Below are 24,782 nucleotides of genomic sequence, written 5' to 3' on the forward strand. Positions count from 1 at the left end.
GTGCCCTCGTGCCACGCGTCGTGCGTCCGGCGCCGCCGCGTGCGCGCGTCCCGTGTCAGTGGGCCGGTGTCGGCCAGTCGACGAGGCGGATCGCCGCTCCTGCGGCTTCGCGGCCCCGGCAGTGGGCGCGGTGGCGGCGCATGAGGCCTTCGATGTCCAGGCGGCGGGCGAACTCGGGGCGCGCCGCGAGGCGGCGGGCGTAGGCCCACAGGGCGGGGTATCCGGCGACCCGGTCCATCGCGGCGGCGTCCAGGTGCCAGCGGTGGACGGTGTCGAGCTGGACCAGGGTGACCCCTACCTGCACGTCGGCCGCCGTCGGTGCGTCGCCGAGGACGTACGGGTGGCGGGCCAGGCGGCGTTCCAGCGAGCCGAGGGCGGCGAAGAGGACCGTGAGGGGGTCGCGGTGGGCGGCCTCGCCGTCGAGGCCGAGCTCCCCCGCCCGCTGGGCGGCCCGGTTGATGCTCCGCTCGCACAGGTCGGCGATGGCCTCGATCTCGTCCCGGCGCTCCTCGGGCAGCAGTTCGGGTCCTTCGCCGCGGAAGCGGAGGGCGAGGTCCCGGAGGATGTCGGGGACGTGCGTGCTGACGATCCGTCCGGTCCATCCGTCGCTCAGGACGGGTGCGGCGGCCGGCCCGGCGTAGAGGTGTGCGCTCGCCTCGTACAGCGGGCGGAGGACGGCGTATCCGCCGTCGGGCGTGTCGGGGGTCTCGGGCAGTACGGAGAGCGGGAGCGTGTCGTCGAGGCCGAGGAGGCTGTGGGTCAGGGCGATGCTCAGACAGCCGGGGTCGTACGGCGCGACATGGAGGCGGTAGCGGTGCGGTACGGCGTAGTGGCCGCTGTGCACGTCGCGGCCGATCCGGCCGCGGAAGGCGGGCACGGCGGAGGCGGGCAGCAGCGAGGACGGAACGACGGACATGCTTCTCCCTTGGGGTGCTCGGTGCTGGGTCGTGGCGGCGCGTGACACGGCGCCGGTCGCGGCAGCGCGACGGCGGCACCGGCCGAACGGGGCCCGGAGGCAGCAGAGGTACGGGAAGAGGAGGAGACGGGCGCGGCGCCCGCGGGGCGGCGGCCTCTCGGCGAACGGGCCCTCAGCGGGCGGGGTGACCCACCCGGTGGGAACCGCGACTCGCCGCGCTGCAGACGCGCAGCAGATCGATGTGGCGGCGGGACGTGAGGGGCAGGGGGCGCGGGAGGGGTGCGGCGAGTGAGGTGTCCCGCCGACCGTTGCGTCCCATGGTTCCCTACCTGTTCGCTCGGTTTCCCCGCCCTTGAGTGTCCGACCGGCCATGTGCGGCGTCAAGGGTGCGGTACGGGCCTCCTCCCGGAAGCGTGCGGAATAATGCGCGCATGCGCATTTCAGCCAGGGCCGATTACGCGGTGCGTGCCGCCCTCCAGCTCGCCGCCGCCCAGGACGCGGGTCCGCTGAAGGCGGAGGCCATCGCCGAGGGCCAGGGCATTTCGCACAAGTTCCTCGAAGGCATCCTGGGGGACATGCGCAAGGGCGGTCTGGTGCAGAGCCAGCGCGGCGGCAACGGAGGCTACTGGCTGGCCAGGCCCGCGGAGTCGATCTCGGTCGCGGAGGTCATCCGCTGCGTCGACGGCCCGCTGGTCTCCGTCCGCGGCGAGCGGCCGCCGGACCTGTCGTACACCGGTCCGGCCGAGTCGCTGCTCACCCTGTGGATCGCGCTGCGGGCCGGCGTCCGCGAGGTGCTCTCGGTCTCGCTCGCGGAGGTGGCGGCGGCCGAACTGCCGGACGGAATCGTCGCGCTCGCGGACGACCCGGAGGCCTGGACCAATCCCTGAGCGCGGTCGGGCAACCGCCCGCGACCTGCGTCGACTTGACCCGGTCTCACACACCAAGACGACCCTGTCCAGCTTACGGACGCCCCTTGGGGCGACGCACCCACCTCTGCCACTATCCCTACTATTCCAGTGGGGATACTAGGGATCATGTGAGGTGACGTGAGTACGCCGAGGAAATCGCCGAAGAGACCAGCGATACGCACCACCTCCGCAGCGGCCGACCGGATCGCCGACCGCCCGGTCGACCGGCCCGTCGACCGGACCGCCGACGACGAGATCTGGCCCCGCGTCACCCGCGAACTCGCCGACGACCTCGCCGTCGACGCCCTCGCCAGGGACCGGGCCGGCAAGGCGCCGTTCGACGAGGTCGCCCGGCTCCAGGAGGCCGGCCTTCCCGCCCTGTTGACGGCCCCGGGAACGAACCGCCGGGGCGCCGACTGGCCGGCCGCGTGTGCGGTCGTACGGGAGATCTCCGCCGCCGACAGTTCGGTGGGCGAACTCCTCGCCCACCACTACGCCCTGTCCTGGAGCAGCCGCTTCTTCGACGGCCCCGCGCGGGACGCGGGCACCCCCCTCGCGAACGGCCTCCCCCTCGACGTCCGCACGGCCGAGGAACACTGGCTGCTCGCCGGCGGCGTCGAACCGCCGCGCAACGAGGCCGGCCCCGGCCTCACGCTCTCCCCGGCCGACTCCGGCGGTGGCTGGATACTCGACGGGAGCCGTACCTTCGCCTCCGCCGTGACGGTCGCCGACCGGCTCGTCGTCGGGGCCCGACCCGGCGGCAGCGGTGACCTGTTCGTCGTCCTGGTGGACCCGGCCGGACCCGGGGTGTTCACCGACGCCGGGGCCGAGCGGGTCGGGCAGCGGCTCGCCGGCGCGGGCACCGTCACGTTCGACCGGGTCCCGGTACCGCCTGAGGACGTGCTGGGATCGCTCCCCCACGACGAACACGCCGTCGCCCCCTACTCCACCCTCGCCCCACTGGCCCTGCGCCTGCTCCTGGTCCACGTCGGGCTCGGCATAGCCGAGGGTGCGCTCGCCGAGGCCCGGGACATCAGCCGCGCCGGCCAGTCCGGACCCGCGCCGACGGGCGGGACGGGAGGCCCCACGGACGGTGCGCCACCGGTCGGCGCGGGGGACGATCCGTACCTCCTCCTCGCCTACGGGGAACTGGCGACGGCCGCGCACGCCGCCGCCGTGGTGGTGGAGCGGGCGACGGACGCCCTGGCCCACGGGCTGCTCGGCGCCTGGTCGCTGGGCGTGGAGGAACGGGCCGACATCGCCGTCCTGGTGGCGGCGGCCGAGACGGTCGCCGGCCGGGCGGCCGTGCACATCACCACCCGCATCCTCGAAATCGTCGACGGTACGGCGGGCGCCGACGCCCGCTCCGGCGGTCCGGGCTTCGACCGTTTCTGGCGCAACGCGCGCGCACTCACCGCCCCCACCCAGGCGGCGCACCGGCTCCGCGACATCGGGGACCACTACCTCAACGGCACCCACGCACGGCTCACCCTGCTGGCCTGACGGCACTCCCGGCGCCGCCGGAGGGGAGACGAAGGGACGGACGGACCGGCATGTCGGGACGTACGGCCCTCTCCTCCGGCGACCGAAGGGCCCAAGCTGGGAGGGGAGGGTCCGGCCGCCCGGCGGGCCCGACACCGCACCCACGGAGGCAGCCTGATGAGTCGTGAGATCGTCGCAGGAGTGGACGGATCCCCGGAGAGTCTCGCCGCGGCGGACTGGGCCGCCCGCGAGGCCCTCCACCGGGGGCTCCCGCTACGGCTCGCGCACGCGTGGCGCTGGGAACCGATCGACCTGCCCCTGGTCCAGAACCGCGCGACCCAGGAACGCGCCGCGGACGCGGTCCTGCGCGAGGCGGAGGCCACGATCGCCGCCCGCTATCCGGAGCTCGCCCTCACGGCCGAGGTGCTGGTCGACACACCGGTCGCCGCGCTCCTCGGCGCCGAGGAGCGGGCCGAGATGCTCGTGCTCGGCTCGCGCGGACACGGGGCCGTGGCCGGATTCCTGCTCGGCTCGCACGGACAGCGGATCATCGCCGCCGCCACCGGCCCCGTGGTGGCCGTCCGGTCCCGCGACGGCGAGCCGGCCGAACCGCCCACCGGACACGTGCTCGTCGGACAGCTCGGCAGCGCGGAGGACAGCGCCGCCGTGCTCGGCTTCGCCTTCGGGACGGCCGCCGCCCGCGGGGCCTCCGTACGGGCCGTGCGCGCGTGGAGCCTGCCTCCGCTGTACGCGTACAGCCCGGCCTCCATGCGGCTCGCCGACGAGGCCGGCGGGCTCGTCCCGTACGAGGAGAAGGCGCTGCGCGAGGCCCTCGCGCCCTGGCGCAAGCGCTACCCGGACGTGCCGGTCACCGAGCACGTCGAGCTGGGCAGCGCCGGCCAGGTGCTGCTCTCCGCCTCGGGGGCGGCCCAGCTCCTGGTGGTCGGCCGACGGGCCAAGCGCGGGACCGTCGGGCCGCGCATCGGTTCCGTCGCGCACGCGGCGCTGCACCTCGCGCCCTGTCCGGTGGCGGTCGTTCCGCAGGGCTGAAAGGGTGCGATACGGGTTGACGCGCGAGGTTGACGCGTCATGTTGACGAGGAGTGTCGGGGTGGCCGGGGCCGGAAAGTGTTACCGCCGTCGCCCCGGTGGCTCTCCCAGCGCCGGCCCGTCCGGCGACCACGGCGAGAGAGCGGAGCTCCATGCGGTACCACGACCGCCCCGGTCACCCCGAAGACCCTGAACACACCGCGTACCTCCACGACGTCGTACGGGGCTTCGCCGACGATCCCGTCGCGGACGAGGACCCGGCGGCGCGCGCGAGCGGGCGTCATCGCAAGGGCGGCGGGGCGAGACGGCGACCGCGCAGGCCGTCCTTCCGCACCGCCGTCACCCTCGCCGGGGCCGCGGCCGCCGTCCTGACGGTGGCCACCGGGGTGTACGTGGCCTCCCCCGGCAGCGGTGACAGGACCCCCGCCCCCTCGGCCGCGGAGCCGGTCGGGGCATCGGTCGCGCAGACGGTCACCGGGTCGGTCGCGGAAGCCGTGGCGGAACCCGCCGCGCCTTTGGGCTCTCCCGACACCGTCTCCAAGGCCGCCGTACGGGAGGCACGGCCGACCTCCCCCACGCTGTCGTCACCCTCGACCGCGCCCACGCCCTCCTCTCGTACGGCGAGAACGACGGCGGTCGGCTCCGCGGCCCCCGAGTCCCGGCCGGAGACACCTCCGAAGGCGGAGTCGGAGCGGCAGCGGGACGAGGCGCGACGGCCCGGACAGTCCCGGGAACAGCGGCAAGGGCAGGAGCAGCGGGGCGGGGCGCCCGCGGCCGAGGCCCCCGCGGCGGAGGCTCGGGCGGGGAGGGCGCCGGCGGGAAAGGTCTCGCGTTTCGTCCACGATGTCATCGCGCTCGCCAACGCCGAGCGGGAGAAGGCCGGCTGCGGACCGCTGCACACCGAGAACCAGCTGCGGACCGCCGCCCAGGGGCACGCCGACGACATGTCCGCCCGCGACTACTACGAGCACGACAGTCCGGAGGGCCGTGACGCGGGCGACCGGATGAGCGGCGCCGGGTACGTGTGGTCGACCTGGGGGGAGAACATCCACCGCGGGCCGACGACCCCCGCCCGGGCGATGGAGGACTGGATGGACAGCCCCGGCCACCGGGCGAACATCCTCAACTGCTCCTTCAAGGACATCGGCGTCGGGGTGACGCTCACCGCCAACGGCCCCTGGTGGGTGCAGAACTTCGGCGCCAGGCGCTGAGCACCGCCCCGGTCGTCAGGACGCGGGAGCGGCCAGCTTCTGCACCCAGATCGTGCCGCCGGGACCGGACACCGACGCCACTCCGGTGTCCCGGTACCGGCAGTCGAGCATGTTCTCCTCGTGCATCGACCCGTCGGTCCAGTCGTCGACGACGGACGCCGGGTCGGCGGTACCCCGGTCCAGGTTCTCCGCCCAGGCGCTCCAGTCGTACCCGGCGGCGGTGATCCGGGCGTCCGCGAACTCGCCCTCGGGGCTGGCGTGTCCGAAGTAGCCGCGCGCCGCCATGTCACGGGCGTAGCCGCGGGCCGCCTCGGAAAGGCGGGGGTCGATGCGCAGCGGGGCGCAACCGGCCTGCGCCCGGAGCCGGTTGACGAGTCCGGTCACCCGCTCCTCGCCGGTGGGTGCCGGTGTGGGACGCGGGGTGCGGCGCGGTGTGGGAGGCGGGGTCGTCGGGGCGGGGGTGGTGGGGGTGGCCGTCGGGGTCGGGGAGGTCGTCACGGCCGGGGCGGGGGTTGCCGGGGGTGCGGCGGCCGGCTTTCCGGGCGCCACGCGCGCGTGCGGTTCCTGGGGTACGAGGAGGGCGACCGCGCCGAGGACGGCGATGGTGGCGGCTCCGGCGACGCCGGCGCGACGGAGCGGTGTCCAGCGTGAGCCGGACTCGGCGGCTTCGGTGCCGGTGTCCGTGCCGGTGCCGGTGTCCGTGCCGGTGCCGGTGTCCGTGCCGGTGTCGGCGTCGGTCTCGAAGGCGACGGGTTCGGGGGTGTGGCCGTCCGCGACCGCGACAGCGAGCGGCGGTACGAGGCCGATGCCGACGAGCAGGCCTTCGACGGGGGCGAGGCCGCTGCGGCCGGTGACCCTGGCCGCACAGACGGTGCAGGTCCGCAGGTGGCGGGCGACGCGTTTGCGCCAGAGCGGGGAGGGCCGGCCGTCCCAGGCCGTGACGGTCTCGGCGAGGTCGGGGCACATCGGTACGGCGTCGAGAGCGCGGACGACGGCGCGGCCGGTCTCCAGGCGTTCCTTCATCCGCTGGACGCGGACGGCGGCGTGCTGCGGGGAGATCCCGCCGAGGCCCTCGGCGAGTTCGGCGCGGGTCAGCTCGCCCGCGGCTTCCAGCCACCACAGGGTGAGCAGTTCGCGGTCGTCCTCGTCGAGCCAGCGGGTGGCGCGGGCCACGTCGCGGCGCTGCCCGGAGAGGCCGAGCCGGAGGATGGTGGCCTCGGTGAAGTCGCCGGCGGCCGGGTCGGCGAGTTCGGTGGCCCGGTCGAGGCCGGGCACGGGTGCCTGCTGGCGTTCGCGCCAGCGGCGCCGTATCCCGTTCATGGCGATGGCGACGAGCCAGGACCGGAAACGGGCCGGGTCGCGGAGACCGGTCAGGCCGTCCAGGGCCCGGACCATCGTCTCCTGGACGATGTCGTCGGTGTCGGCATGGCCGTCCAGGGCCCGGCCGACGATGTTGTGGACGAGGGGCAGGTAGGCGCGGACCAGCGCGTCCCTGGCGTGGGCGTCACCGGCCCTGGCCGCCTCCACCACTGCGGTGGTGCGGCGCTCGTCGCTCTGCATGGATCTACTCCCTCATCCCTGGTGCGAGTCCCCCGTGGTTCGGAGACCCGTGGGTGCGGGAGGGATAACACTTATCGCTGTTCGGCGCCGATGTCGATCACACCGGTGGTACGGGCAGGGTCGGGACCGTGGCCCCGTTCCCCTCCCGGACGGCGGCCACGACGGCGTCGTGCAGATCGCGGCTCTCCTCCTCCGACGCGCACGGAACGGGACTGCCCGACATGGTGAACCAGTCGGACGCGCCGCTGTACTGCACGGCCACGCTTGCCTGGCCGTCGGCGGCCCAGGTCGTGTGGACGGTCACATCGCCCGTGACGACTCCGGCCTCGACGGTCAGCACCCCACCTCGCCCGGTGTACACACCGGCGGTCGTCCAAGATGCCCAACTCATCCATCCAGGTTCACACCCGAACGGCGGATGCGCCACCGACGGGACCGCCCCGGTCGGAGGAGTTCCGGCCGGGGCGGTCCTGCGGGCGTGCGCCGGATCAGGCGAGGGACGCGACGGCCTCGTTGAAGGTGGTGGACGGGCGCATCACGGCCGCGGCCTTGGCCGGGTCGGGCTGGTAGTAGCCACCGATCTCGGCCGGGGAGCCCTGGACGGCGACGAGCTCGTCGACGATCTTCTGCTCGTTGGCCGAGAGGGTCTCGGCGAGCGGCGCGAAGGCCTTGGCCAGCTCCGCGTCCTCGGTCTGGGCGGCCAGCTCCTGGGCCCAGTACAGGGCCAGGTAGAAGTGGCTGCCGCGGTTGTCGATACCACCGAGGCGACGGGTCGGCGACTTGTCCTCGTTGAGGAAGGTGCCGGTGGCGCGGTCGAGGGTGTCGGCGAGGACCTGGGCGCGGGAGTTGCCCGTGGAGGTCGCGAGGTGCTCGAAGCTGGCGGCCAGGGCGAAGAACTCGCCGAGGCTGTCCCAGCGGAGGTAGTTCTCCTTGACGAGCTGCTGGACGTGCTTCGGGGCGGAGCCGCCGGCGCCGGTCTCGAAGAGGCCGCCGCCCGCCATGAGCGGGACGACCGACAGCATCTTGGCGCTGGTGCCCAGCTCCAGGATGGGGAAGAGGTCGGTCAGGTAGTCGCGGAGGACGTTGCCGGTGACCGAGATGGTGTCCTCGCCTCGGCGGATGCGCTCCAGGGAGAACGTGGTGGCCTCGACCGGGGCCAGGATCTTGATGTCCAGGCCCTCGGTGTCGTGCTGCGCCAGGTACGCGTCGACCTTGGCGATCAGCTGCGCGTCGTGGGCGCGGTTCTCGTCCAGCCAGAAGACGGCCGGGGAGCCGGTGGCGCGGGCGCGGGTGACGGCGAGCTTGACCCAGTCCTGGATGGGCAGGTCCTTCGTCTGGCAGGCGCGGAAGATGTCGCCCTCGGCGACCTCCTGCTCCAGGACGACGTTGCCCTCGGAGTCGACGAGGCGGACGGTGCCGGCCTGGGCGATCTCGAAGGTCTTGTCGTGGGAGCCGTACTCCTCGGCCTTCTGCGCCATGAGGCCGACGTTCGGGACGGAGCCCATGGTCGACGGGTCGAAGGCGCCGTTGGCGCGGCAGTCCTCGATGACGGCCTGGTATACGCCGGAGTAGCTGTGGTCCGGGAGGACCGCGAGGGTGTCGGCCTCCTGGCCGTCCGGGCCCCACATGTGGCCGGAGGTGCGGATCATGGCCGGCATCGAGGCGTCGACGATGACGTCGGACGGCACGTGCAGGTTGGTGATGCCCTTGTCGGAGTCGACCATCGCCAGGGCGGGGCCCGTGGCGAGCTCGGCCTCGAAGGAGGCCTTGATCTCGTCGCCCTGAGGGAGGGACTCCAGACCCTTCAGGACGCCGCCGAGGCCGTCGTTCGGGGAGAGGCCGGCGCCGGCGAGCACCTCGCCGTACTTGGCGAAGGTCTCGGGGAAGAAGGCACGGACGACGTGGCCGAAGACGATCGGGTCGGAGACCTTCATCATCGTGGCCTTGAGGTGCACGGAGAAGAGCACGTCCTCGGCCTTGGCGCGGGCGACCTGCTCGCTGAGGAAGGTGCGCAGGGCGGCGGCGCGCATGACGGCGGCGTCGACGACCTCACCGGCGATGACCTTCAGCGGCTCGCGGAGCTCGCTGGTGGTGCCGTCGGCGGCGGTGAACTCGAAGCGGAGGGTGTCGTCCTTGGTGACGACGACGGACTTCTCCGTGGAGGCGAAGTCGTTCTCACCCATGGTGGCGACATTGGTCTTGGACTCGGAGGTCCAGGCGCCCATGCGGTGGGGGTGGTTCTTGGCGTAGTTCTTGACCGAGCCGGGCGCGCGACGGTCGGAGTTGCCCTCGCGCAGGACCGGGTTGACGGCCGAGCCCTTGATCTTGTCGTAACGGGCGCGGACGTCCTTGTCCTGGTCCGTCTGCGGGTCGTCCGGGTAGTCCGGGAGGGCGTAGCCCTGCGCCTGGAGCTCGGCGACCGCGGCCTTGAGCTGCGGGATGGACGCCGAGACGTTCGGCAGCTTGATGATGTTGGCGCCCGGCGTCTTGGCCAGGTCGCCGAGCTCGGAGAGGGCGTCGGCGATGCGCTGGCCCTCCTCCAGGAACTCGGGGAAGACGGCGATGATGCGGCCCGCGAGGGAGATGTCCCGCGTCTCGACCGTGACGCCGGCCTGCGAGGCATACGCCTGGATCACGGGCAGGAACGAGTACGTCGCCAGGGCAGGCGCCTCGTCAGTGTGGGTGTAGATGATGGTCGAGTCAGTCACCGGGTGCTCCGCTCCACGTCTGCGTATGCGAGATTGCTCGACATCAAGATATCTCGTGATCGAGGTCCTCGGTGAAGGGGCCCACGAGCTCGCCGTCCCGGGGCGCTCCGGCGGCCTCTACGAAGGGTCCGCCGAGCCGGTACGGAGCGGGGGCGCCGTCCAGGTCCACGCGGCGGAGCAGGCCGAGCAGGACGAGTCCGGCGGCGGCGACCACGCCCGCGGCGAGGGCCTGGCCGCAGCGGTGGGCGAGCCGGAGCTCGGCCGGGTCGTAGGGGGCGACGGCCGGCAGGGAGAGGGTGTCGCCGAGCAGCCAGAGGCCCGCTCCGAGCCCGGCGGCGGCCAGGAGGGCGAGCGGCACGGTCACCGGGAGGCCGGGCAGGCCGGGTCCGCGCCGTCCGCCGGGACGCACCTTGCCCTTGCGGGCGAGGACGGCGAGGAGACCGCAGTGGACGGCCAGGACCACCAGGGCGGCGGCGATGACGTCACCGGGGCGGTGCTGCCCGGCGGCGACGGTGTACGAGCCGACGGCGAGGGCCCAGAGCGTGCCGGCGCCGACGGCGAGGCTGCGCAGTCGATAGGGGACGACGAGGGCCAGCCCGAAGGCGATGCCCAGGGCGAGGGTGGTCTGGGCGCTGGGGAAGCCGGTGGACATGAGCCCGGCGGTGTCGGCGAGCCGGGGGCGTGGCGCGTACCGCTGGAGCAGTCCGGTGAGGGCGAGGGCGGTGACGACCGCTCCGGCGGCGATGCCGGTGAGGGCGTACCGCTTGCGTATCAGGCCGACGGCGAGCAGCAGGACGCCGCCGAGGACCAGGGAGAGGGTGGTGGCCCCGGCGAGCGAGGGGTGCTCTCGGAGCACGGTGACGGCGGCGGCGTCGGCGCGCCGACCGGTCATGGCCGCGTCGCCCCAGCGACGGCCGGTCGCGGTGAGCACGAGGCCCGCGTAGACGACGGTGAGGAGGAGCACGGCCCCGAGGCAGCCACGCCGGGTCCGGGTGCGGACGCGGGTGCTGAACGAACCGGCGGCCTCGCCTGCCACAGCGGCGTACCACCAGGTGTCACCGGTCTCCAGCGGCCTCGGGGAGCCGCCCGCGCGGGGCCTGTCGTAGGAAGCCATGCCCCGATTCGAACCCACGCGCGGCCACCTCGCCCGCTGGGCGCACCCGAACGAAACGCGGACGCCGTCTCCGGGGAGGGCGGGACGGCGGCGGGATCGGCGGCCCGGCTCGGGCGCCGCGGGCCGGGCGCCCGGCGCCGACCGGACCACCGGCCGGGGGCGCCGTCACGCCACGGCGAGATGGCGGTTCGCCGTACGGTCGTGACGCCGTGTCCCGTACAGGGTGAACGCCGTGTTCACCAGGGCCACATGGCTGAGCGCCTGCGGCATGTTGCCGAGCTGGCGGCCGGCCACCGGGTCCCATTCCTCGGCGAGGAGGCCGACGTCGTTGCGGACGTCGAGGACCCGCTTGAAGACGGCCCGGGCCTCGTCGGGGCGGCCGGTCATGGCGAGTGCGTCGGCGTACCAGAACGTGCACGCGACGAAGGCCCCTTCGGTGCCGCCGAAGTCGTCGAGATCGTGCGTGCCGCCGTCCCGGACGTCCCCGTAGCGGCGCAGGAAGCCGTGGTCGTCGAGCCGTGCCATCGCCCGGACGGTCCCGAGGACCCGCGGGTCGTCGGCGGGGAGGAAGCCGAGCCGGGGGATCAGCAGGGCGGTGGCGTCGACCTGGTGGCCCCCGTAGTACTGGGTGAAGGACTGCTGCTCGTCGCTCCAGCCCCGGGCGCAGACCTCCGCGCGCAGTTCGCGCCGGAGGGCCTGCCAGCGCCTGAGCGAGCCGCGGAGCCCGGCGACCCGGGCGAGGCGGACGGCGCGGTCGGCGGCGACCCAGGCCATGACCTTGGAGTGGACGAAGTGGCGGCGCGGGCCTCGGACTTCCCAGATGCCCTCGTCCGGTTCCTGCCAGCGTTTGCCGAGGTACTCCAGGAGCGAGGCCACCAGGGCCCAGGCCGTGGCGTCGAGGGCGACCCCGGCCCGGACGGCCGAGTAGACGGTGTTGAGGACCTCGCCGTAGATGTCGAGCTGGAACTGGTCGACGGCCGCGTTGCCGAATCTGACGGGCCGTGAGTTCTCGTAGCCGGGGAGCCAGTCGGCGTAGGTCTCGGGGAGCCGCCGCTGACCCTCGACCCCGTACAGCGGCTGGAGGTCGACGGGGTCGCCGGCGACGGCGCGGACCAGCCAGTCGTTCCAGGCGAGCGCCTCTCTGCGGTAGCCGCCGCGCAGCAGGCAGGAGAGCGTGAAGGTGGAGTCGCGCAGCCAGCAGAAGCGGTAGTCCCAGTTGCGCTGCCCGCCGATGGACTCGGGGAGGGAGGCGGTGGCCGCGGCGACGACCCCGCCGGTGGGGGCGTAGGTGAGGGCCTTGAGGGTGAGCAGGGAGCGGATCACGGCCTCGCGCGCGGGCCCCTCGTAGCGGAGGGCGGCGGCCCAGTCGTTCCAGAAGGCGAGGGTACGGGTGAGGGCGGCGTCGATGTCGGCGGGCGGGGCGGCGGCGGGCGCGGGGGTGTGCGAGGGGCGCCACCCGAGGACGAAGGCGACCCGCCGGCCGGCGGTGGCGGTGAACTCGACGGTGGTGCGGTCCGGGGTGACGACGGGTTCGAGGCCGGGCCCGCAGGAGAGGTAGGCGGCGTCGGGTCCGGCGACCCAGGCGACGGTGCGGCGGTCGACCGAGCGGGTCCAGGGCACGATGCTGCCGTGGTGGAAGCGGACCCTCAACTCGCTTCGTACGTCGACGCGTCCGGCGATTCCCTCGACCACGCGGACGATGCGCGGGGCGTCCTCGCTCGGCGAGCGCGGGGGCATGAAGTCGGTGATCCGGACGGTTCCGGTGAGGGATTCCCAGACGGTGTCGAGGACGAGCGTGTCGCCCCGGTAACTCCGGTGCGTGCAGCGGGTCCTGCCGACGGGGGCGAGGAGCCAGCGGCCGTGCCCCGGATCGCCCAGGAGGGCCGCGAGGCACGCGGGCGAGTCGAAGCGGGGCGCGCACCACCAGTCGACGGACCCGTCGGTCCCCACGAGCGCGGCGGTCTCCAGGTCACCGACGAGGGCGTAGTCTTCAATTCGCCCTGCCATGAACGGATTGTATGCCTTATGGGAATCCCCTGCAGGACCGGCCGGGGATTCGACGGATCGCGGCCGAAAGCCCGTCAGGGAATCGCGAGCGGGCCGGTCGGGAATCACTTCACGGGCGCCCGCATATTCTTCCGGCTCTCTTCGGCAATTCTTGACGGGATCACGCCGGGGCAGGATTCTGAAGAACGCGGGATCTCCGCGGACTGCGGGTTCCCCGCGAGGGAAGGCCGCACCGATGAAGGCCGTACCGACGAAGCCGTACCCATGAGTAGCGATTCGCATCCCCTGCGCCGCTCGACCGACCGCGCGCCCGGCGCCGGCACGCGGACGGTGAGTCTCGTCCTCACGGTCCGCCCCGGCGGCGGGGACCCGCAACCGGCGCTCGACCGGCTCCTCGACCAAGTGCCGTCGACCGTGGGGGACGTGGTCCTGGTCGGCGGACCGGCCGGGAACGGACGGACGCGCAACGGGCTGACCGTGCGCGGACTCGGGGCCTGGGACGCCTCCCGCGGCGACATTCCGCACGCGGGGCTGCTCGCGGCGACCGGCGATCTGGTCGTGCTGATGAACGCCGACGGCAGCATGTCCCCGCACGAGATCCCGCACTACCTGCACTACCTGGAAAGCGGTTACGACTTCGTCAAGGGGTCACGCTTCATCGCGGGCGGTGATTTCGCCGACTATCCGCTCTCGCGACGACTCGGGCACCGCGCGCTGCTGCGTGTCGCACGCCAGTTGTACGGCCAGCACCTGACCGATCTCTGGTACGGGTTCTGCGCGTTCCGGCGCTCTTTCGTGGACCTCCTCGACCTGCGCGAGGACGGTGTCGAGCTGGGCGCCGAACTGGTCACGCACGCCCTGCACTACGGCCTGCGTGTCGCCGAGGTGCCCAGTCTCGAACTGCCGCCTCTGCACGAGCCGTCGCACCCCCGCACGATCCGGGACGGCGCCCGCATCCTCGGCACACTCCTCGACGACCGGCCGCACAACGCCCTGTCGCGGCTCGCACACCGACGGCGGCCGCACGGCTCCCGCGGTTGACGAATCACCCCGAACGGTGCTAACGCTTGGAAGAGCACATTTCAGAACAAAGCAGACCCTGAGCGCACACCCTCGGCAGGGTCGGTTGCCGGAAGAGGCTCGTCGTGACCTCCAACCCCCTCAACCGAACGCCGGTGGCATCCGTACCGCACCCCCTGCGGCGGATGACCGACTGGCCCCTCGCCGATGCCCGGCGCCGCTCACTCTGCCGCCCCGCCCACCGACCGGTCGCCCACCCCGCACGCCGGGCGGCCGACCGGATCGCCGCCGCCGTCCCTCCGCCCCGGAGCCGGACGTGCAGGCCCCGGGGGGCGACCCGCAGGCGACGCGCCCGTACGGCTCACACCCGCACCGCGCGGCGAGCCCGCGGCTCCGACGGACCAGCCGGACCATCCGGACCGGACGGACCGTCCGAACCACCCACGGGCAAGACCCGTAACCACCGCCCCGTCCCCGCACCGATCCGCCGCGCGCCCGTGCGCCCCGCGCCCCGCGCCTTCCCCCGAGGAGGCGTGGCGTGATGGCCACCGCCCGCTCACACGCACCGCTCCCCCGCCGGCTCGTCCGCCCGCCGGTGGAGCTCGAACTGCTCATCCCGGCCTACAACGAGCAGCGCCGGCTGCCCTCGACCGTGGCCGCCACGGTCGACTTCCTGGCCGGACGGCCCTGGTCCTCGGCGGTCGTCGTGGTCGACAACAACAGCGCCGACGGCACCCTCGACGTCCTGGAGCGCTTCGCCGACTCCCCCGTCCCGGTCCACGCCATCGGCTGCAGCGACCAGGGCAAGGGCGCGGCGGTCCGCCGCGGCATCGAGACCTCCTCCGCCCGCTTCATCGGCTTCGCCGACGCCGACAACGCCACCCCCGTGGAGACCCTGGACCGGGTGATGGCGCTGCTGCGGGCGGGCCACGGCGCGGTCATCGCCTCGCGCCACGCGCCGGGCGCGCACCTCGACGTGGAGCAGTCGGCCCTGCGGCGCGGCGGCGGCCTGCTGTTCCGTTCGCTCGCGCATCTGTCGCTGCCCGGGGTCGCCGACACCCAGTGCGGGTTCAAGTTCTTCTGCGGTCCGCTGGCCCGCGCGATCACGCGTGACTGTCGCATCGACGGCTTCGCCTTCGACGTGGAACTGCTCGCCCGTGTCGTACGGGCCGGGCGGGACGTCGTGGAGGTGCCGGTGGTGTGGCACGACGTACCCGGCTCGACGTTCTCGGCACGGCGCGACGGACTGCGTTCGATGGCCGATCTCCTGCGTATCTCGCTGGCCCGGTGATGATCATGACCGCACTCGACCGGCTCGCTCGTACCGACCTCGCCTTCCTCAACTGGCGCGACCCCACACACCCCGACGCGGGTGGGGCCGAGGCGTACTGCTGGGAGATCGCCCGGCGGTTCGCGGCGGCCGGAGCCCACGTCACCCTCGTCTCGTCGCGGTACCCCGGCTCGCGTGCCCGGGAGTACCGCGACGGGATCCGCATCGTGCGTGCCGGCGGCACGTTCGGCGTGTACGCCGCCGCCGCGGCGCACCTGCTGCGGAACCGGCACGCGTACGACGCCGTCGTCGACTTCCAGAACGGGATCCCGTTCTTCTCACCCCTGTTCACGCCCCGGTGGACCGCGGACCTCTGCGTCATCCACCACGTCCACCAGCACCAGTTCGACACCCGGTTCCGGTGGCCGATGAACACCGTCGGCCGGGTCCTGGAGAAGCAGGTCAGCCGGCGCGTCTACCGGGGCCGGCCCGTGGTGGTCGTCTCGCCCTCCACCCGCGAGGGCACCCGGCGGGAACTCGGCTTCGGCAATCCGATCCACATCGTGCCCAACGGGCGCCCCCGCCCCGAACTCACGGGTCCCGCCGGGCAGCGCTCGGCGACCCCGCTGCTCACCGTCGTCAGCCGGCTCGTGCCGCAGAAGCGGGTCGATCTGATCCTCCGGGCCATGCCGGCGCTGCTGCGCCGCCTGCCGGAGCTCCGCGTCGACCTGTGCGGGGACGGCCCCGAGGGCGAGTCGCTGCGCAAGCTCGCCGCCGGTCTCGGCATCGGCTCCGCCGTCGAGTTCCACGGACACGTCTCCGACGAGCGCAAGCAGGAGCTGTTCCACCGGGCATGGCTGACGGTCGTTCCGTCGGTCGCCGAGGGCTGGGGCCTCGCCGTCATCGAGGCGAACACCGTCGGCACGCCCGCCCTCGCCTTCGACGTGCCGGGGCTGCGGGACGCGATCCGCCCGGGCGTCAACGGGTGGCTCCTCGATCCGGACGCGGATCTGGCGGCCGGCATCGCCTCGGCCTTCGACGCGCTGTCCACCCCCGAGGCGCGGGCCCGCACCGCCGCCGACTGCCGTGCCTGGGCCGCCGCCTTCTCCTGGGACGCCAGCGCCGAACGGCTCGCCCAGGTCGTCGTGGAGGACCTCCAACGCATCCGCCGGCACCGGCGCTCGCGCCGCTCGGCCAGCGATCTGTCCGTCATCACGCGCTTCACGTCCCCCGACCCCGAGTCCACCGAGCGTGCGGTCCGCCGCGCCCTGCGGCAGACCGACGCCTGGCAGCGGAACGGCGACGCCTTCCGGCTGCTGCTCCACGGCTGCGACGAGGTGCGGGCGTTGAGCGCGCTGCGCCGCCTCGACGTCGCCGAGGCCGACATCGTCCTGGCGAACGGCCACGACGTCCTGCTCGGCGCGGCGGAGCCCGGTGAGGGGTCCGCCGACCGTCCGGGCCCCGGGCGGCCGTCATGACCTCCGTCGCGCGCGTCGCCGAGCGGTCGCCCGTCCACCAGGACGAGGTCACCGCCGTCCACGGCGCGCGCTGGATCGCGACCGCGGTGGTCGTGGTCGGCGCGGTGAACTACGCGTACACCCTGATCCTCACCCGGCTCCTCGACGTCTCCGGGTACGCCACCTTCGCCGCCGGCCAGGGGCTGGTCGTGTGCACCGCCGCGGTCGCCGTGGTCACGGTGCCCTGGATGCTCGCCCAGGCCCTCGCCCGGTCCGGCTCGAACGCCGAACGCGGTGAGGCGGTCCGCTTCGCCATGATCACGGCCGTCGTGGGCGGCACCGTCGCCGCGATCGCGGTGGGCTGTGTGGCGATGGAGTTCGCGGGCACCCTGACGACGCTCGCCATCGCGGGCTCGACCCTCGCCATCTACGTCACCCGGGTCAGCGTGGGCTGGCTCCAGGGCACCGAGCGGCTGCGCACCCTCGCGGTCCTCACCGCCGCCGAGGCCCTGCTCAAGTTCGGCGTGGGACTCTTCTTCGTCTCTGCGCTGGGGCTCGGCGAGACGGGCGCCCTCGCCGCCTTCGGCGTCGCCGTACTGCCGTACGTGTTCTTCTGGCCGCGCCGGTTCCGCAACGAGCCGCGCCGGCCGTGGCACGCGATCAGCGCCGACCGGGACCTGTGGCGGCGGGCGTCCGGCGTCGCCTCGCTCCAGGGCGTGGTGGCACTGCTCGCCTCCGTGGACATCGTCCTCGTCGCGATGCTGCCGACCGACCGTGCGGCGGCGGCCAGTTACCAGGCGGCGGTCATGCTGGGCCGGGTCCCGCTGTTCCTGGCCGGGGCCGTCTCGATCGCCTTCCTGCCCGCGCTCTCACGGCGCCGGGCGGGCGACCCGCTGACCGCGAGCGCGCTGCGGATGTATCTGACCGTGGCACTGCCCCTGACGGTGGTGGCCGCGACGGTGCCGAACGCCATCATCACCGAGGTCTTCCCGTCGGGCTACGCGATGGTCTCCACGCTGATGGCCTGTACGGCGACGGCGGGCCTCGCGCTCGGCGCGCTCGCCCTGCTCGTGACCTTCGCCCAGGCCGTCAACGACTACGCGTGCCTGCGCACGCTGCTCGTGGGGCTCGGCCTGTACGTGACCGCCCTGGCGTCCGGCTGGGCGACCGGCGGCGTGCTCGGCATGGCGATCGGCGGGCTGTGCGGGACGGTCGCCGCGCTGGCCCTGCTGGCCGTGCGGCACTCCCGCCGACACGGGTTCGGGGTCGCTGAGCGACCGTTCGGCCGGGTGGTGCTGCCCCTGCTCGCGCTGGCCGCGGGCCTCGCGCTGCTCCGCCCGTTCACCTACGTGTGGTTCGCTGCCGCGCTGGTGGTCACCACGGTCGCCCTGTGGCGGTTCTTCGGACGGCGGCGGCAGACGCCCGTTCCCGAGACCGGACCCGCCGAAGGGCCGGAGGACGGGCCTGGGGACGGGCCCGAGGGCGAACCCGGTGACGGGCCCGTGGCAGGGCCCGAGAAAGCGCCCCTGAACGGCGGGACCGGTGCGTCTCCGAAGGCGGAGCCCGTACCCGAGCGGCAGTTGCCGCCGCCCGCCGAGGCTCGAGGGACCCGGGCCGCGGTCCACGACGAGCACGCCGAAAACCTTCTCGTCGACGCCGTGTGGCGGGGTCGGGTCCAGCCCGCCGCGGACGAGGAGCTCCTCGGTGCGCTGGCCGCGGCCCGGCGCAACCAGGTCGAGGGCCGGCTGGCCCGCGCGTACCCCCGTCAGCTCGCGGCCACGCTCACCGAGGTGGAGAGCGCGACCGGGCTGTTCCGACGGAACCTCGTCGAGTCCACGGACCGGCTGCGGGCGGCGGGCATCCCGACCGTCCTGATCAAGGCCGATCTGGCGGGGGACTACGTGTACGGCAACTTCGACCTGGTGGTGCCCCCGGGAGGGTTGCGGGCCGCGCAGGCCGCGCTCGACGGCTGGTACGCGCACCGCACGACGTACTGGCTGGAGCGCTCGACGAAGGTGCTCCTGGAACCCCCGAAGGGCCCGGCGGCCCATCTGCACGGCTCGGTCTCGTGGTTCGGCGTTCCGGTGGTGCCGACCGACCGGCTCTTCGCCCGGGCGGAACACGTCGCGCGGCCCGGGGCCGTGAACGGGCACGCGAACGGGCACCTGAACGGCTCCCCGGACGGGCACCCGCGTGACGCCGAGGACAGCGACGCCGCGAACGGCGACACCGACGGGTACGCCTGGCTGACACCGTGCCCCTCCGACCGGCTGCGGATCTGGCTGGCGCACGCCCTCTTCCAGAACCTGACCCTGGACCTCTCCGAACTCCTCGCCCTGCGCTCGCTCCTCCACCCCGACGTCGTGGCGGAGGCCCGCCACGAGGCCGCCCGCGAGGGCTGGTCCGCCGGCGGCCGGGAGGCGCTCACCACCGCCGTCGAGGCGATGGCACGGCTCGACCGGGGCGAGCACGTCCCGCTGCCGCTGCCGCTTCCGGTGACGACCTCGCTCCGGGTGGGGGCCGAGCACTCGGGCCACCTCCTCGGCCAGGGCCGGCTGCGTGCCGCGACCCGCGAGGCGTCCCTGCGGGTGCCGCTCGTGATGGCCAAGAAACTGCGGAGGCGAGCGCCATGACGACCTCACACGCCCCCCTCCTGGTCGCCGTGTCCGGACCGGACGGGGCCGGCAAGTCCTCGCTGGTCGGCCAGCTGGCGGCACTGCTCGCCGAGCGCGGGCTCACCGTCGTCGCCCTGCACCCCTACGGCTGCTTCCTGTGCCGCGCCTTCCCGGCTCCCCCCAACGCCGGGGAGACGGAACCGGGCGGGGACGGGTGGGCACGGCGCGCCACGGATCCCGAGCGCCGGGGATCCCGGCTGCACCGTGCCCACGCGTTCCTGGACGCGGGCGAACTGGCCGTCCGGATCGCGGTCGCCGGAGTGCGGGCCCGCAGGCGCGCGCGGGGCGGGGACTCCGTGGTCCTCACGGACCGGGGGCCGCTCGACGGCCTGGTGAAGTTCGACCTGCCGACCGGCTCGGCGACGGTGTCCCTGTTCCGCCGGATCGCCGACCGCTACGGACTCACCCTGCTCCTGGAGACCGGGCCCGACGCATTGTGGGACCGCGGCTGGGAGGAGATCGCGGGTCCCCCGACCATCTGGTGGGCCCGCTATCGGAACTGGTCCCAGCGGCTTCCGCGGCTCGCGCGGATCGACGGCGAACGGTCGCAGCCCCTGGTCGCGGGTGAGGCGCTCGACCGGATCCTGGACGCCGTTCGGGACCGGGAGCGGATCCGGCACACGACCGTGCAGCGACGGCACGTGGTGGTGTCCATCTACGACGACGCGGAGAACCCCGCCTACCGGGGCGGTGGCGCCCTGGTCGTCGGCAAGGTGGCCCGCCGGCTCGCCGAGGACTTCCGGGTGACCGTCGTGACGGCCGGCCGCAACGGCGGCAGCGTGGAGCGCAACGGCATCCGCTACGTCCGGCTGCCGGTCTGCCGGGCGGGCCCGCGCGCCGGCCAGCTGCTGTTCCTGATGCTGCTGCCGTTCGTCGCCCACCGCATCCGCCACGACCTGTGGCTGGAGAGCTTCACTCCCCCGTTCTCGACGAGCTTCCTGCCCCTGACGACGGGCGCCCCCGTCATCGGCATCGACCAGGGCCGCAGCGCCGAGGCCCTGTGGCGGCGCTACCACATCCCCTTCTTCCTGGTCGAGCGGCTCGGGCTGCGCTGCTACCGGCACATCGTGGTGATGAACACGGCCGACGGATCGGAGATCCGGCGACGCAGCCCCCGGGCCGACGTCCAGGTCATCGCCAACGGGGTCGAACAGCGGGTCCTCGACGAGAACCGGCTGGGCGGCGGGCAGTTCATCCTGTTCCTGGGACGCATCGACACCTGGGTCAAGGGCCTCGACCTGCTCCTCGACGCGTACGACAGCGCCGCGCCGCCGCTGGAGCTGCTCATCGCGGGCAGCGGAACCCCGGCCGAGGAACGCCGGCTCGCCGCCCTCGTGGCCGCCCACGGCCGCGGCCCGAAGCCCCGGATCCACTGGGTCGGATACGCCGAGGGCGACCGCAAGCGCCAGCTCCTGCGCGACAGCGCCTTCCTGGTGGTGCCGTCCCGCCACGAAACCTTCGGTCTGGTGGCCCTCGAAGGCATGGCGTACGGCAAGCCCGTCCTCCACTTCGACCTGCCCGCGCTGCGCTGGATGCGCGACGGCGGCGATGTGGCCGTGCCGCCGTTCGACGTGGCGGCCTTCGGCCGGCGGATGAACGAGCTGGCCACGGACGCGGCGCTCCGCCGCCGGCTGGGCCGACGCTCCGGGATCGCCGCCCAGCACTACACGTGGGACGAGATGACGGGCCGCTATCTGGCCCTGGCCCACCGGCTCCTGGACGCACCCGCCTCCGCACGGCGGCCGAGGAAGAGGGGTGCGTCATGGCTGACGACCCGCTGACCAGCTTCATCCGGACCGTCGTCGGATCGGGCGTCCCGATCCTGGTGCTCTCGCCGCATCTGGACGACGCCGTCCTGTCCTGCGGCGGGCTGCTGGGCTGGGCGGGGCGTCGGGCGCCGGTGACGGTCGCCTCGCTGTTCACGGAGGCCGCGCCACCGCCGTACACCCTCTCCGGCCGGCAGTACCTGAAGCAGATCGGCGCCGACGACGCGGAGGAGCTGTTCGCCGAGCGGCGCGCCGAGGACCGGCGGGTCCTGGACCGGCTCGACGTCCGCTGCCGCCACGTCGGTCTGGTCGACGGACTGTTCCGGCGGCTGCCCCGGCCCCGGCCCGGCACACGTCGGCTGGCCCGACTGCTGCCCGAGGTGGCCCATGTGTATCCCACGTACCGGCTGCACCTGTCCCGGGGCCGGGTCTCCCGGCACGACGCCGAGACCCTGCGCCTGGTCGGTGCCACCGTCGACGAGCTGCTGCCCGGTCGCTCCGGCGGTCTGGTCCTGGCCCCGCTGGGCGTGGGCGGGCACGCCGACCACGTCGTGGTCCGCACCGCCGCCGAGCGGAGCGGCCGCCGGGTCGTGTACTACAGCGACTTCCCGTACAACCAGCACGCCACCCCCGACGCCCGCTTCATCGCGCGGCACCGGCTGGTGGCCCGTGCCTGGGAGCGGGGCCTCGACCGGAAGGCCGAGCTGATCGGGGGGTACGGGACCCAGGCCGACGCCCTGTTCCCCGAGGGCCGCGTCCCGCGCGTGCCCGAGGTGTACCTGCTGCCGGAGACGGGGTGGACCGCGACGAAGCCGGCCCCCGCACGCGGCCCCGGCATCGAGGTCCGGACCGCCGGAGGTGTGTCGTGACCGTTCCGCACACCGCTCCCGCGTCCGCCGGCACCGAACCGGCGACGCCGGTCCCTTCCTCTTCCCCGCCTCCCCGGCGGCGGCGCGGCCCCGTACCGACCGTGGTGTACGCGGCCGGGGCGGCGCTGCTCACCATGGCCCTGCGCCTGATGCAGATCAGCCGGGCGGGCGACCTGTTCATCGACGAGCCGATCTACCGGCGGCTCGGGGACAGCGCCGCCGCGGGCGGCTTCCCCCGTACCGACGAGGGGCTGTTCTTCCTCCACCCGCCCGGCTACTTCTACCTGGAGGCCGGCTGGACGAAGGTCGTCGGGGAGCACTCCGACATCATCGCGGGCGTGCACTCCTCGCGGGTGCTCAACGCGCTCCTCGCCGGGGTCACCGCGGCCCTGATCGTCTTTCTCGTCGCCCGCGTGCGGTCGCGCGGCGCGGGCGCGGTCGCCGGGGTGGTGTTCGCCCTGGACCAGTTCTGCATCCGGCAGAACAACCGGGTGCTCCTGGAGACCGGGACGATGGTGTGGATCCTCGCGGGCTATCTGGTCCTGGTGGGACTCACCCGGTCCGATCCGCCGCCGCGGCCCCGGGCCCGGGCGGTGCTCGCCGGGATGTTCTTCGGGCTGGCGATCCTGACGAAGGATCACGCGATCCTGCTCACCGTGCTGCCGCTGCTGGCCGCCCTGCTCCTCGGCTGGGGTCCACCCCGGAGGCTCGTCGCCCGGACCGTCGCGGTGACCGCCCTCTCGTACGCCGTCTACGTGGCGCTGATTGCCGGATTCGGGCACTTCGACGAGTTCTGGGAGGCGAAGACGTCCGGCGTCCGCCGGCTCCTCGGGATCGTGCAGGAGACCGGCTTCAACGCGGAGGGCACGCCCTCGCTCGCCGGCCGGCTCCTCGACGAAATGCCGGCGTACGCGGGCACGTACGTGCTGCTCGCGCTCACCCCGGTGGCGCTCTTCCTGCTGCTTCGCCGCAAGGAGCCCGTGTATCGGCTGCTCGCTCTTTTCCACGCCTCGGCGATCGTCACCCTGGGGTACGCGCTCGGCGTGGGCACCCTGGAGGAGCAGGCGCTGTACCTGCTGTTCGTGCCGAACCTGGTGGCGCTCGCGGTCACCGTGCCGATGCCGTCCCGGCACCGGCGCGGACTGCGCCTCGTGGCCTGCGGCGCCCTCGTCGCGCTCCTCGCCACCCCCGCCGCGGTGTACGCGCGCGACCGGTGGACACCCGACGACGGCTTCGACCGCCTCCGCACGTATCTGCTCACCCAGGTACCGGTGGGCACTGGGATCGTCACGGTGGACGGGCAGCGGACGCGGGGTGTCACCAACTGGGCGCTGAACGACTCCTACCGGCTCGGGAACTGGACGACCCCCGAGGAGCAGGCGGCCCACGACGCCCGGTACGTGATCGTGCCGTGGCGGGTCATCGAGCAGGGGTACGGGCGTTCCTCGCTCGCGGAGGTGCAGCGGCTCACGGAGGGGCTGCGGCCGGTGTTCGCGTTCGACGGACCCACGTACGGCACGCTCGCCCTGTACCGACTGCCGTCGTCCCTGCCCGGACCGAGCGTGACCGCATTCGCGGTGCCGGGATCGGCGGTGCCGGGCCCGCTGCGGTCGGCGCCGCAACCGCCTCCGGCAGAGCGGGGCGACAGCGCCCCCGTGACGGGAGCGCGCGATGCGCCACGGTGAGCGGCGCCCCCGCGTTCTCCTCCTGACCAGCAGCCCGCTGGACGGGGCGGAAGGGTGTGACGTGCGGCTCGCCTCCGATGTCCTCGGGTCCCTGCCCGACGTGGACTTCGTCTGGTTCTCCCAGTGGCCGGGCCGCCGGCAGCCCCCGCCGGGGCGCGGCCGGCCCGTGCGCATCCTCTCCCGCGACGGTGTGCCGCACGTTCCCGAGCGGGTGCAGTCCGCCCTCTTCGGCGCGGTCCTGGCCCGCCGGGTCGACCTGGTGCACGCCTTCCTCACCGTCGGCCGTACCTTCCCGGCCTTCTCGTGGCTGCGCCCGCTGCTGCTCGGGGGGCGGCCGGTCGTCCACACCGTGCCCGGAGTGATGAACGCCCGCTACCTGAAGCACATCCGGCCGCTGGGGACGACGGTCGCCCTGTCGGAGTCCATGGCACGGCGGCTGCGGGCCTCGAACTTCGGGGACGTACGGGTGATCCCGCCCATGATCGGCCTGGACGAGTGGCCGTACCAGCCGCGCCCGGAGGGATTCCCGGTGGTGCTGTTCGCGGGGCACCACGATCTGCACGGCGGTGCGGAGACGGCGATCGACGCGGCGGCGGAGGCCGTACGGACGGGGTCGAGGTTCCGCCTCGTGCTCGCGATGCGCGGGCGGCCGGGGCAGGACAACGCGATGCTCGACGAGGCGCTGCGGGAGCGGGCCGGCGCGGCGGGGCTGACCGACTTCGAGGTGCGCGGGTATGTCGAGGACATGCACGCGCTGCTCTCCACCGTCCATGTGCTGCTGTTCCCGCCGGCCGTGCTCGGCGGCAAGGCCGACATCCCGCTGACCGTCCTGCAGGCGCTCGCCTCGGGGCGGCCGGCGATCCTCAGCGACCTCCCCCAGTTCGCCGACTTCGGGCACGCGGTGCTGCGGGCCCCGGCGGGCGACGCGCGACGCACCGGGCAGCAGTTGGCCTGGCTGCTCGACCAGCCGCGCTCCTGGGACGTGCTCGCCGACCGGGGCCGGGCCCTCGTGGAGGACCACTTCGGTCCCGAGCGGTTCGCGGCCCGGTACGGGGCCCTGTACCGGGAGCTGCTGTCGTGACGAC

19 protein-coding genes are annotated in these 24,782 nt (G+C 73.9%); 12 read left to right on the plus strand and 7 right to left on the minus strand.

The genetic code is table 11. The features are described from left to right. Positions 1–55 precede the first annotated feature (55 nt). Together OG514_RS35240 and OG514_RS35245 are read right to left on the minus strand one after the other, a co-directional pair. Positions 56–916 carry a glutathione S-transferase C-terminal domain-containing protein gene (locus OG514_RS35240; RefSeq protein ID WP_266901741.1) on the minus strand — a complete coding sequence of 287 codons (861 nt, stop codon included), beginning with the start codon at positions 914–916 and terminating at the stop codon, positions 56–58. A 172-nt stretch (positions 917–1,088) separates the two neighbouring features. After that, a complete protein-coding gene (locus OG514_RS35245) occupies positions 1,089–1,235 on the minus strand; it encodes a hypothetical protein (protein WP_266901743.1) in 147 nt (48 codons plus the stop codon). 112 nt (positions 1,236–1,347) lie between these two features. On the opposite strand from OG514_RS35245, the gene OG514_RS35250 reads away from it, so the two are divergent. The 4 genes from OG514_RS35250 (at position 1,348) to OG514_RS35265 (ending at position 5,566) form a co-directional block, all read left to right on the plus strand. Next, positions 1,348–1,803 (plus strand): Rrf2 family transcriptional regulator, encoded by a 456-nt coding sequence (locus OG514_RS35250; RefSeq protein ID WP_266901745.1) that lies wholly within the window; start codon positions 1,348–1,350, stop codon positions 1,801–1,803. A gap of 159 nt (positions 1,804–1,962) precedes the next feature. Further along, complete coding sequence (locus tag OG514_RS35255; protein ID WP_266901747.1) at positions 1,963–3,327, plus strand: acyl-CoA dehydrogenase; 1,365 nt, start codon at positions 1,963–1,965, stop codon at positions 3,325–3,327. A gap of 156 nt (positions 3,328–3,483) precedes the next feature. Further along, on the plus strand, positions 3,484–4,356 hold the full coding sequence (locus OG514_RS35260) for a universal stress protein (RefSeq protein ID WP_266901749.1): 873 nt from the start codon (positions 3,484–3,486) through the stop codon (positions 4,354–4,356). Positions 4,357–4,507: 151 nt separating this feature from the next. After that, positions 4,508–5,566 (plus strand): CAP domain-containing protein, encoded by a 1,059-nt coding sequence (locus OG514_RS35265; protein ID WP_266901751.1) that lies wholly within the window; start codon positions 4,508–4,510, stop codon positions 5,564–5,566. A gap of 15 nt (positions 5,567–5,581) precedes the next feature. Here the strand turns inward: OG514_RS35265 and OG514_RS35270 are convergent, their stop codons facing one another. The 5 genes from OG514_RS35270 to OG514_RS35290 form a co-directional block, all read right to left on the minus strand. Further along, positions 5,582–7,126: a sigma-70 family RNA polymerase sigma factor gene (locus OG514_RS35270; protein WP_266901753.1), complete on the minus strand. Its 1,545-nt coding sequence runs from the start codon at positions 7,124–7,126 to the stop codon at positions 5,582–5,584. A gap of 97 nt (positions 7,127–7,223) precedes the next feature. Then, positions 7,224–7,517 carry a hypothetical protein gene (locus OG514_RS35275; protein WP_266901755.1) on the minus strand — a complete coding sequence of 98 codons (294 nt, stop codon included), beginning with the start codon at positions 7,515–7,517 and terminating at the stop codon, positions 7,224–7,226. Between the two features lie 97 nt (positions 7,518–7,614). Continuing rightward, complete coding sequence (locus OG514_RS35280) at positions 7,615–9,834, minus strand: NADP-dependent isocitrate dehydrogenase (protein ID WP_266901757.1); 2,220 nt, start codon at positions 9,832–9,834, stop codon at positions 7,615–7,617. A gap of 43 nt (positions 9,835–9,877) precedes the next feature. After that, positions 9,878–10,948: a phosphatase PAP2 family protein gene (locus tag OG514_RS35285; protein WP_266901759.1), complete on the minus strand. Its 1,071-nt coding sequence runs from the start codon at positions 10,946–10,948 to the stop codon at positions 9,878–9,880. Positions 10,949–11,113: 165 nt separating this feature from the next. Further along, on the minus strand, positions 11,114–12,955 hold the full coding sequence (locus OG514_RS35290; RefSeq protein ID WP_266901761.1) for a glycoside hydrolase family 15 protein: 1,842 nt from the start codon (positions 12,953–12,955) through the stop codon (positions 11,114–11,116). A gap of 264 nt (positions 12,956–13,219) precedes the next feature. Between OG514_RS35290 and OG514_RS35295 the strand changes: the two genes are divergently transcribed. The 8 genes from OG514_RS35295 to OG514_RS35330 all read left to right on the plus strand — a co-directional run bounded on the left by OG514_RS35295 (position 13,220) and on the right by OG514_RS35330 (position 24,778). After that, on the plus strand, positions 13,220–13,996 hold the full coding sequence (locus tag OG514_RS35295) for a glycosyltransferase family 2 protein (protein WP_266901763.1): 777 nt from the start codon (positions 13,220–13,222) through the stop codon (positions 13,994–13,996). A 520-nt stretch (positions 13,997–14,516) separates the two neighbouring features. Further along, positions 14,517–15,266 carry a glycosyltransferase gene (locus tag OG514_RS35300; protein WP_266902297.1) on the plus strand — a complete coding sequence of 250 codons (750 nt, stop codon included), beginning with the start codon at positions 14,517–14,519 and terminating at the stop codon, positions 15,264–15,266. 5 nt (positions 15,267–15,271) lie between these two features. After that, positions 15,272–16,723 (plus strand): glycosyltransferase family 4 protein, encoded by a 1,452-nt coding sequence (locus OG514_RS35305; RefSeq protein WP_266901765.1) that lies wholly within the window; start codon positions 15,272–15,274, stop codon positions 16,721–16,723. After that, complete coding sequence (locus tag OG514_RS35310) at positions 16,720–19,335, plus strand: hypothetical protein (RefSeq protein WP_266901767.1); 2,616 nt, start codon at positions 16,720–16,722, stop codon at positions 19,333–19,335. The genes OG514_RS35305 and OG514_RS35310 overlap by 4 nt, the downstream gene beginning before the upstream one ends. After that, positions 19,332–21,158 (plus strand): glycosyltransferase family 4 protein, encoded by a 1,827-nt coding sequence (locus OG514_RS35315; protein WP_266901769.1) that lies wholly within the window; start codon positions 19,332–19,334, stop codon positions 21,156–21,158. Before OG514_RS35310 ends, OG514_RS35315 begins: the two co-directional genes overlap by 4 nt. Then, positions 21,140–22,012 carry a PIG-L deacetylase family protein gene (locus OG514_RS35320; protein WP_266901771.1) on the plus strand — a complete coding sequence of 291 codons (873 nt, stop codon included), beginning with the start codon at positions 21,140–21,142 and terminating at the stop codon, positions 22,010–22,012. The genes OG514_RS35315 and OG514_RS35320 overlap by 19 nt, the downstream gene beginning before the upstream one ends. Then, complete coding sequence (locus OG514_RS35325; protein ID WP_266901773.1) at positions 22,009–23,697, plus strand: glycosyltransferase family 39 protein; 1,689 nt, start codon at positions 22,009–22,011, stop codon at positions 23,695–23,697. Before OG514_RS35320 ends, OG514_RS35325 begins: the two co-directional genes overlap by 4 nt. Further along, positions 23,684–24,778 carry a glycosyltransferase family 4 protein gene (locus OG514_RS35330; protein WP_266901775.1) on the plus strand — a complete coding sequence of 365 codons (1,095 nt, stop codon included), beginning with the start codon at positions 23,684–23,686 and terminating at the stop codon, positions 24,776–24,778. The genes OG514_RS35325 and OG514_RS35330 overlap by 14 nt, the downstream gene beginning before the upstream one ends. Positions 24,779–24,782: the final 4 nt, after the last annotated feature.

The sequence above is a fragment of the Streptomyces sp. NBC_00572 genome (assembly GCF_026341815.1).
Classification (GTDB): Bacteria; Actinomycetota; Actinomycetes; order Streptomycetales; family Streptomycetaceae; genus Streptomyces.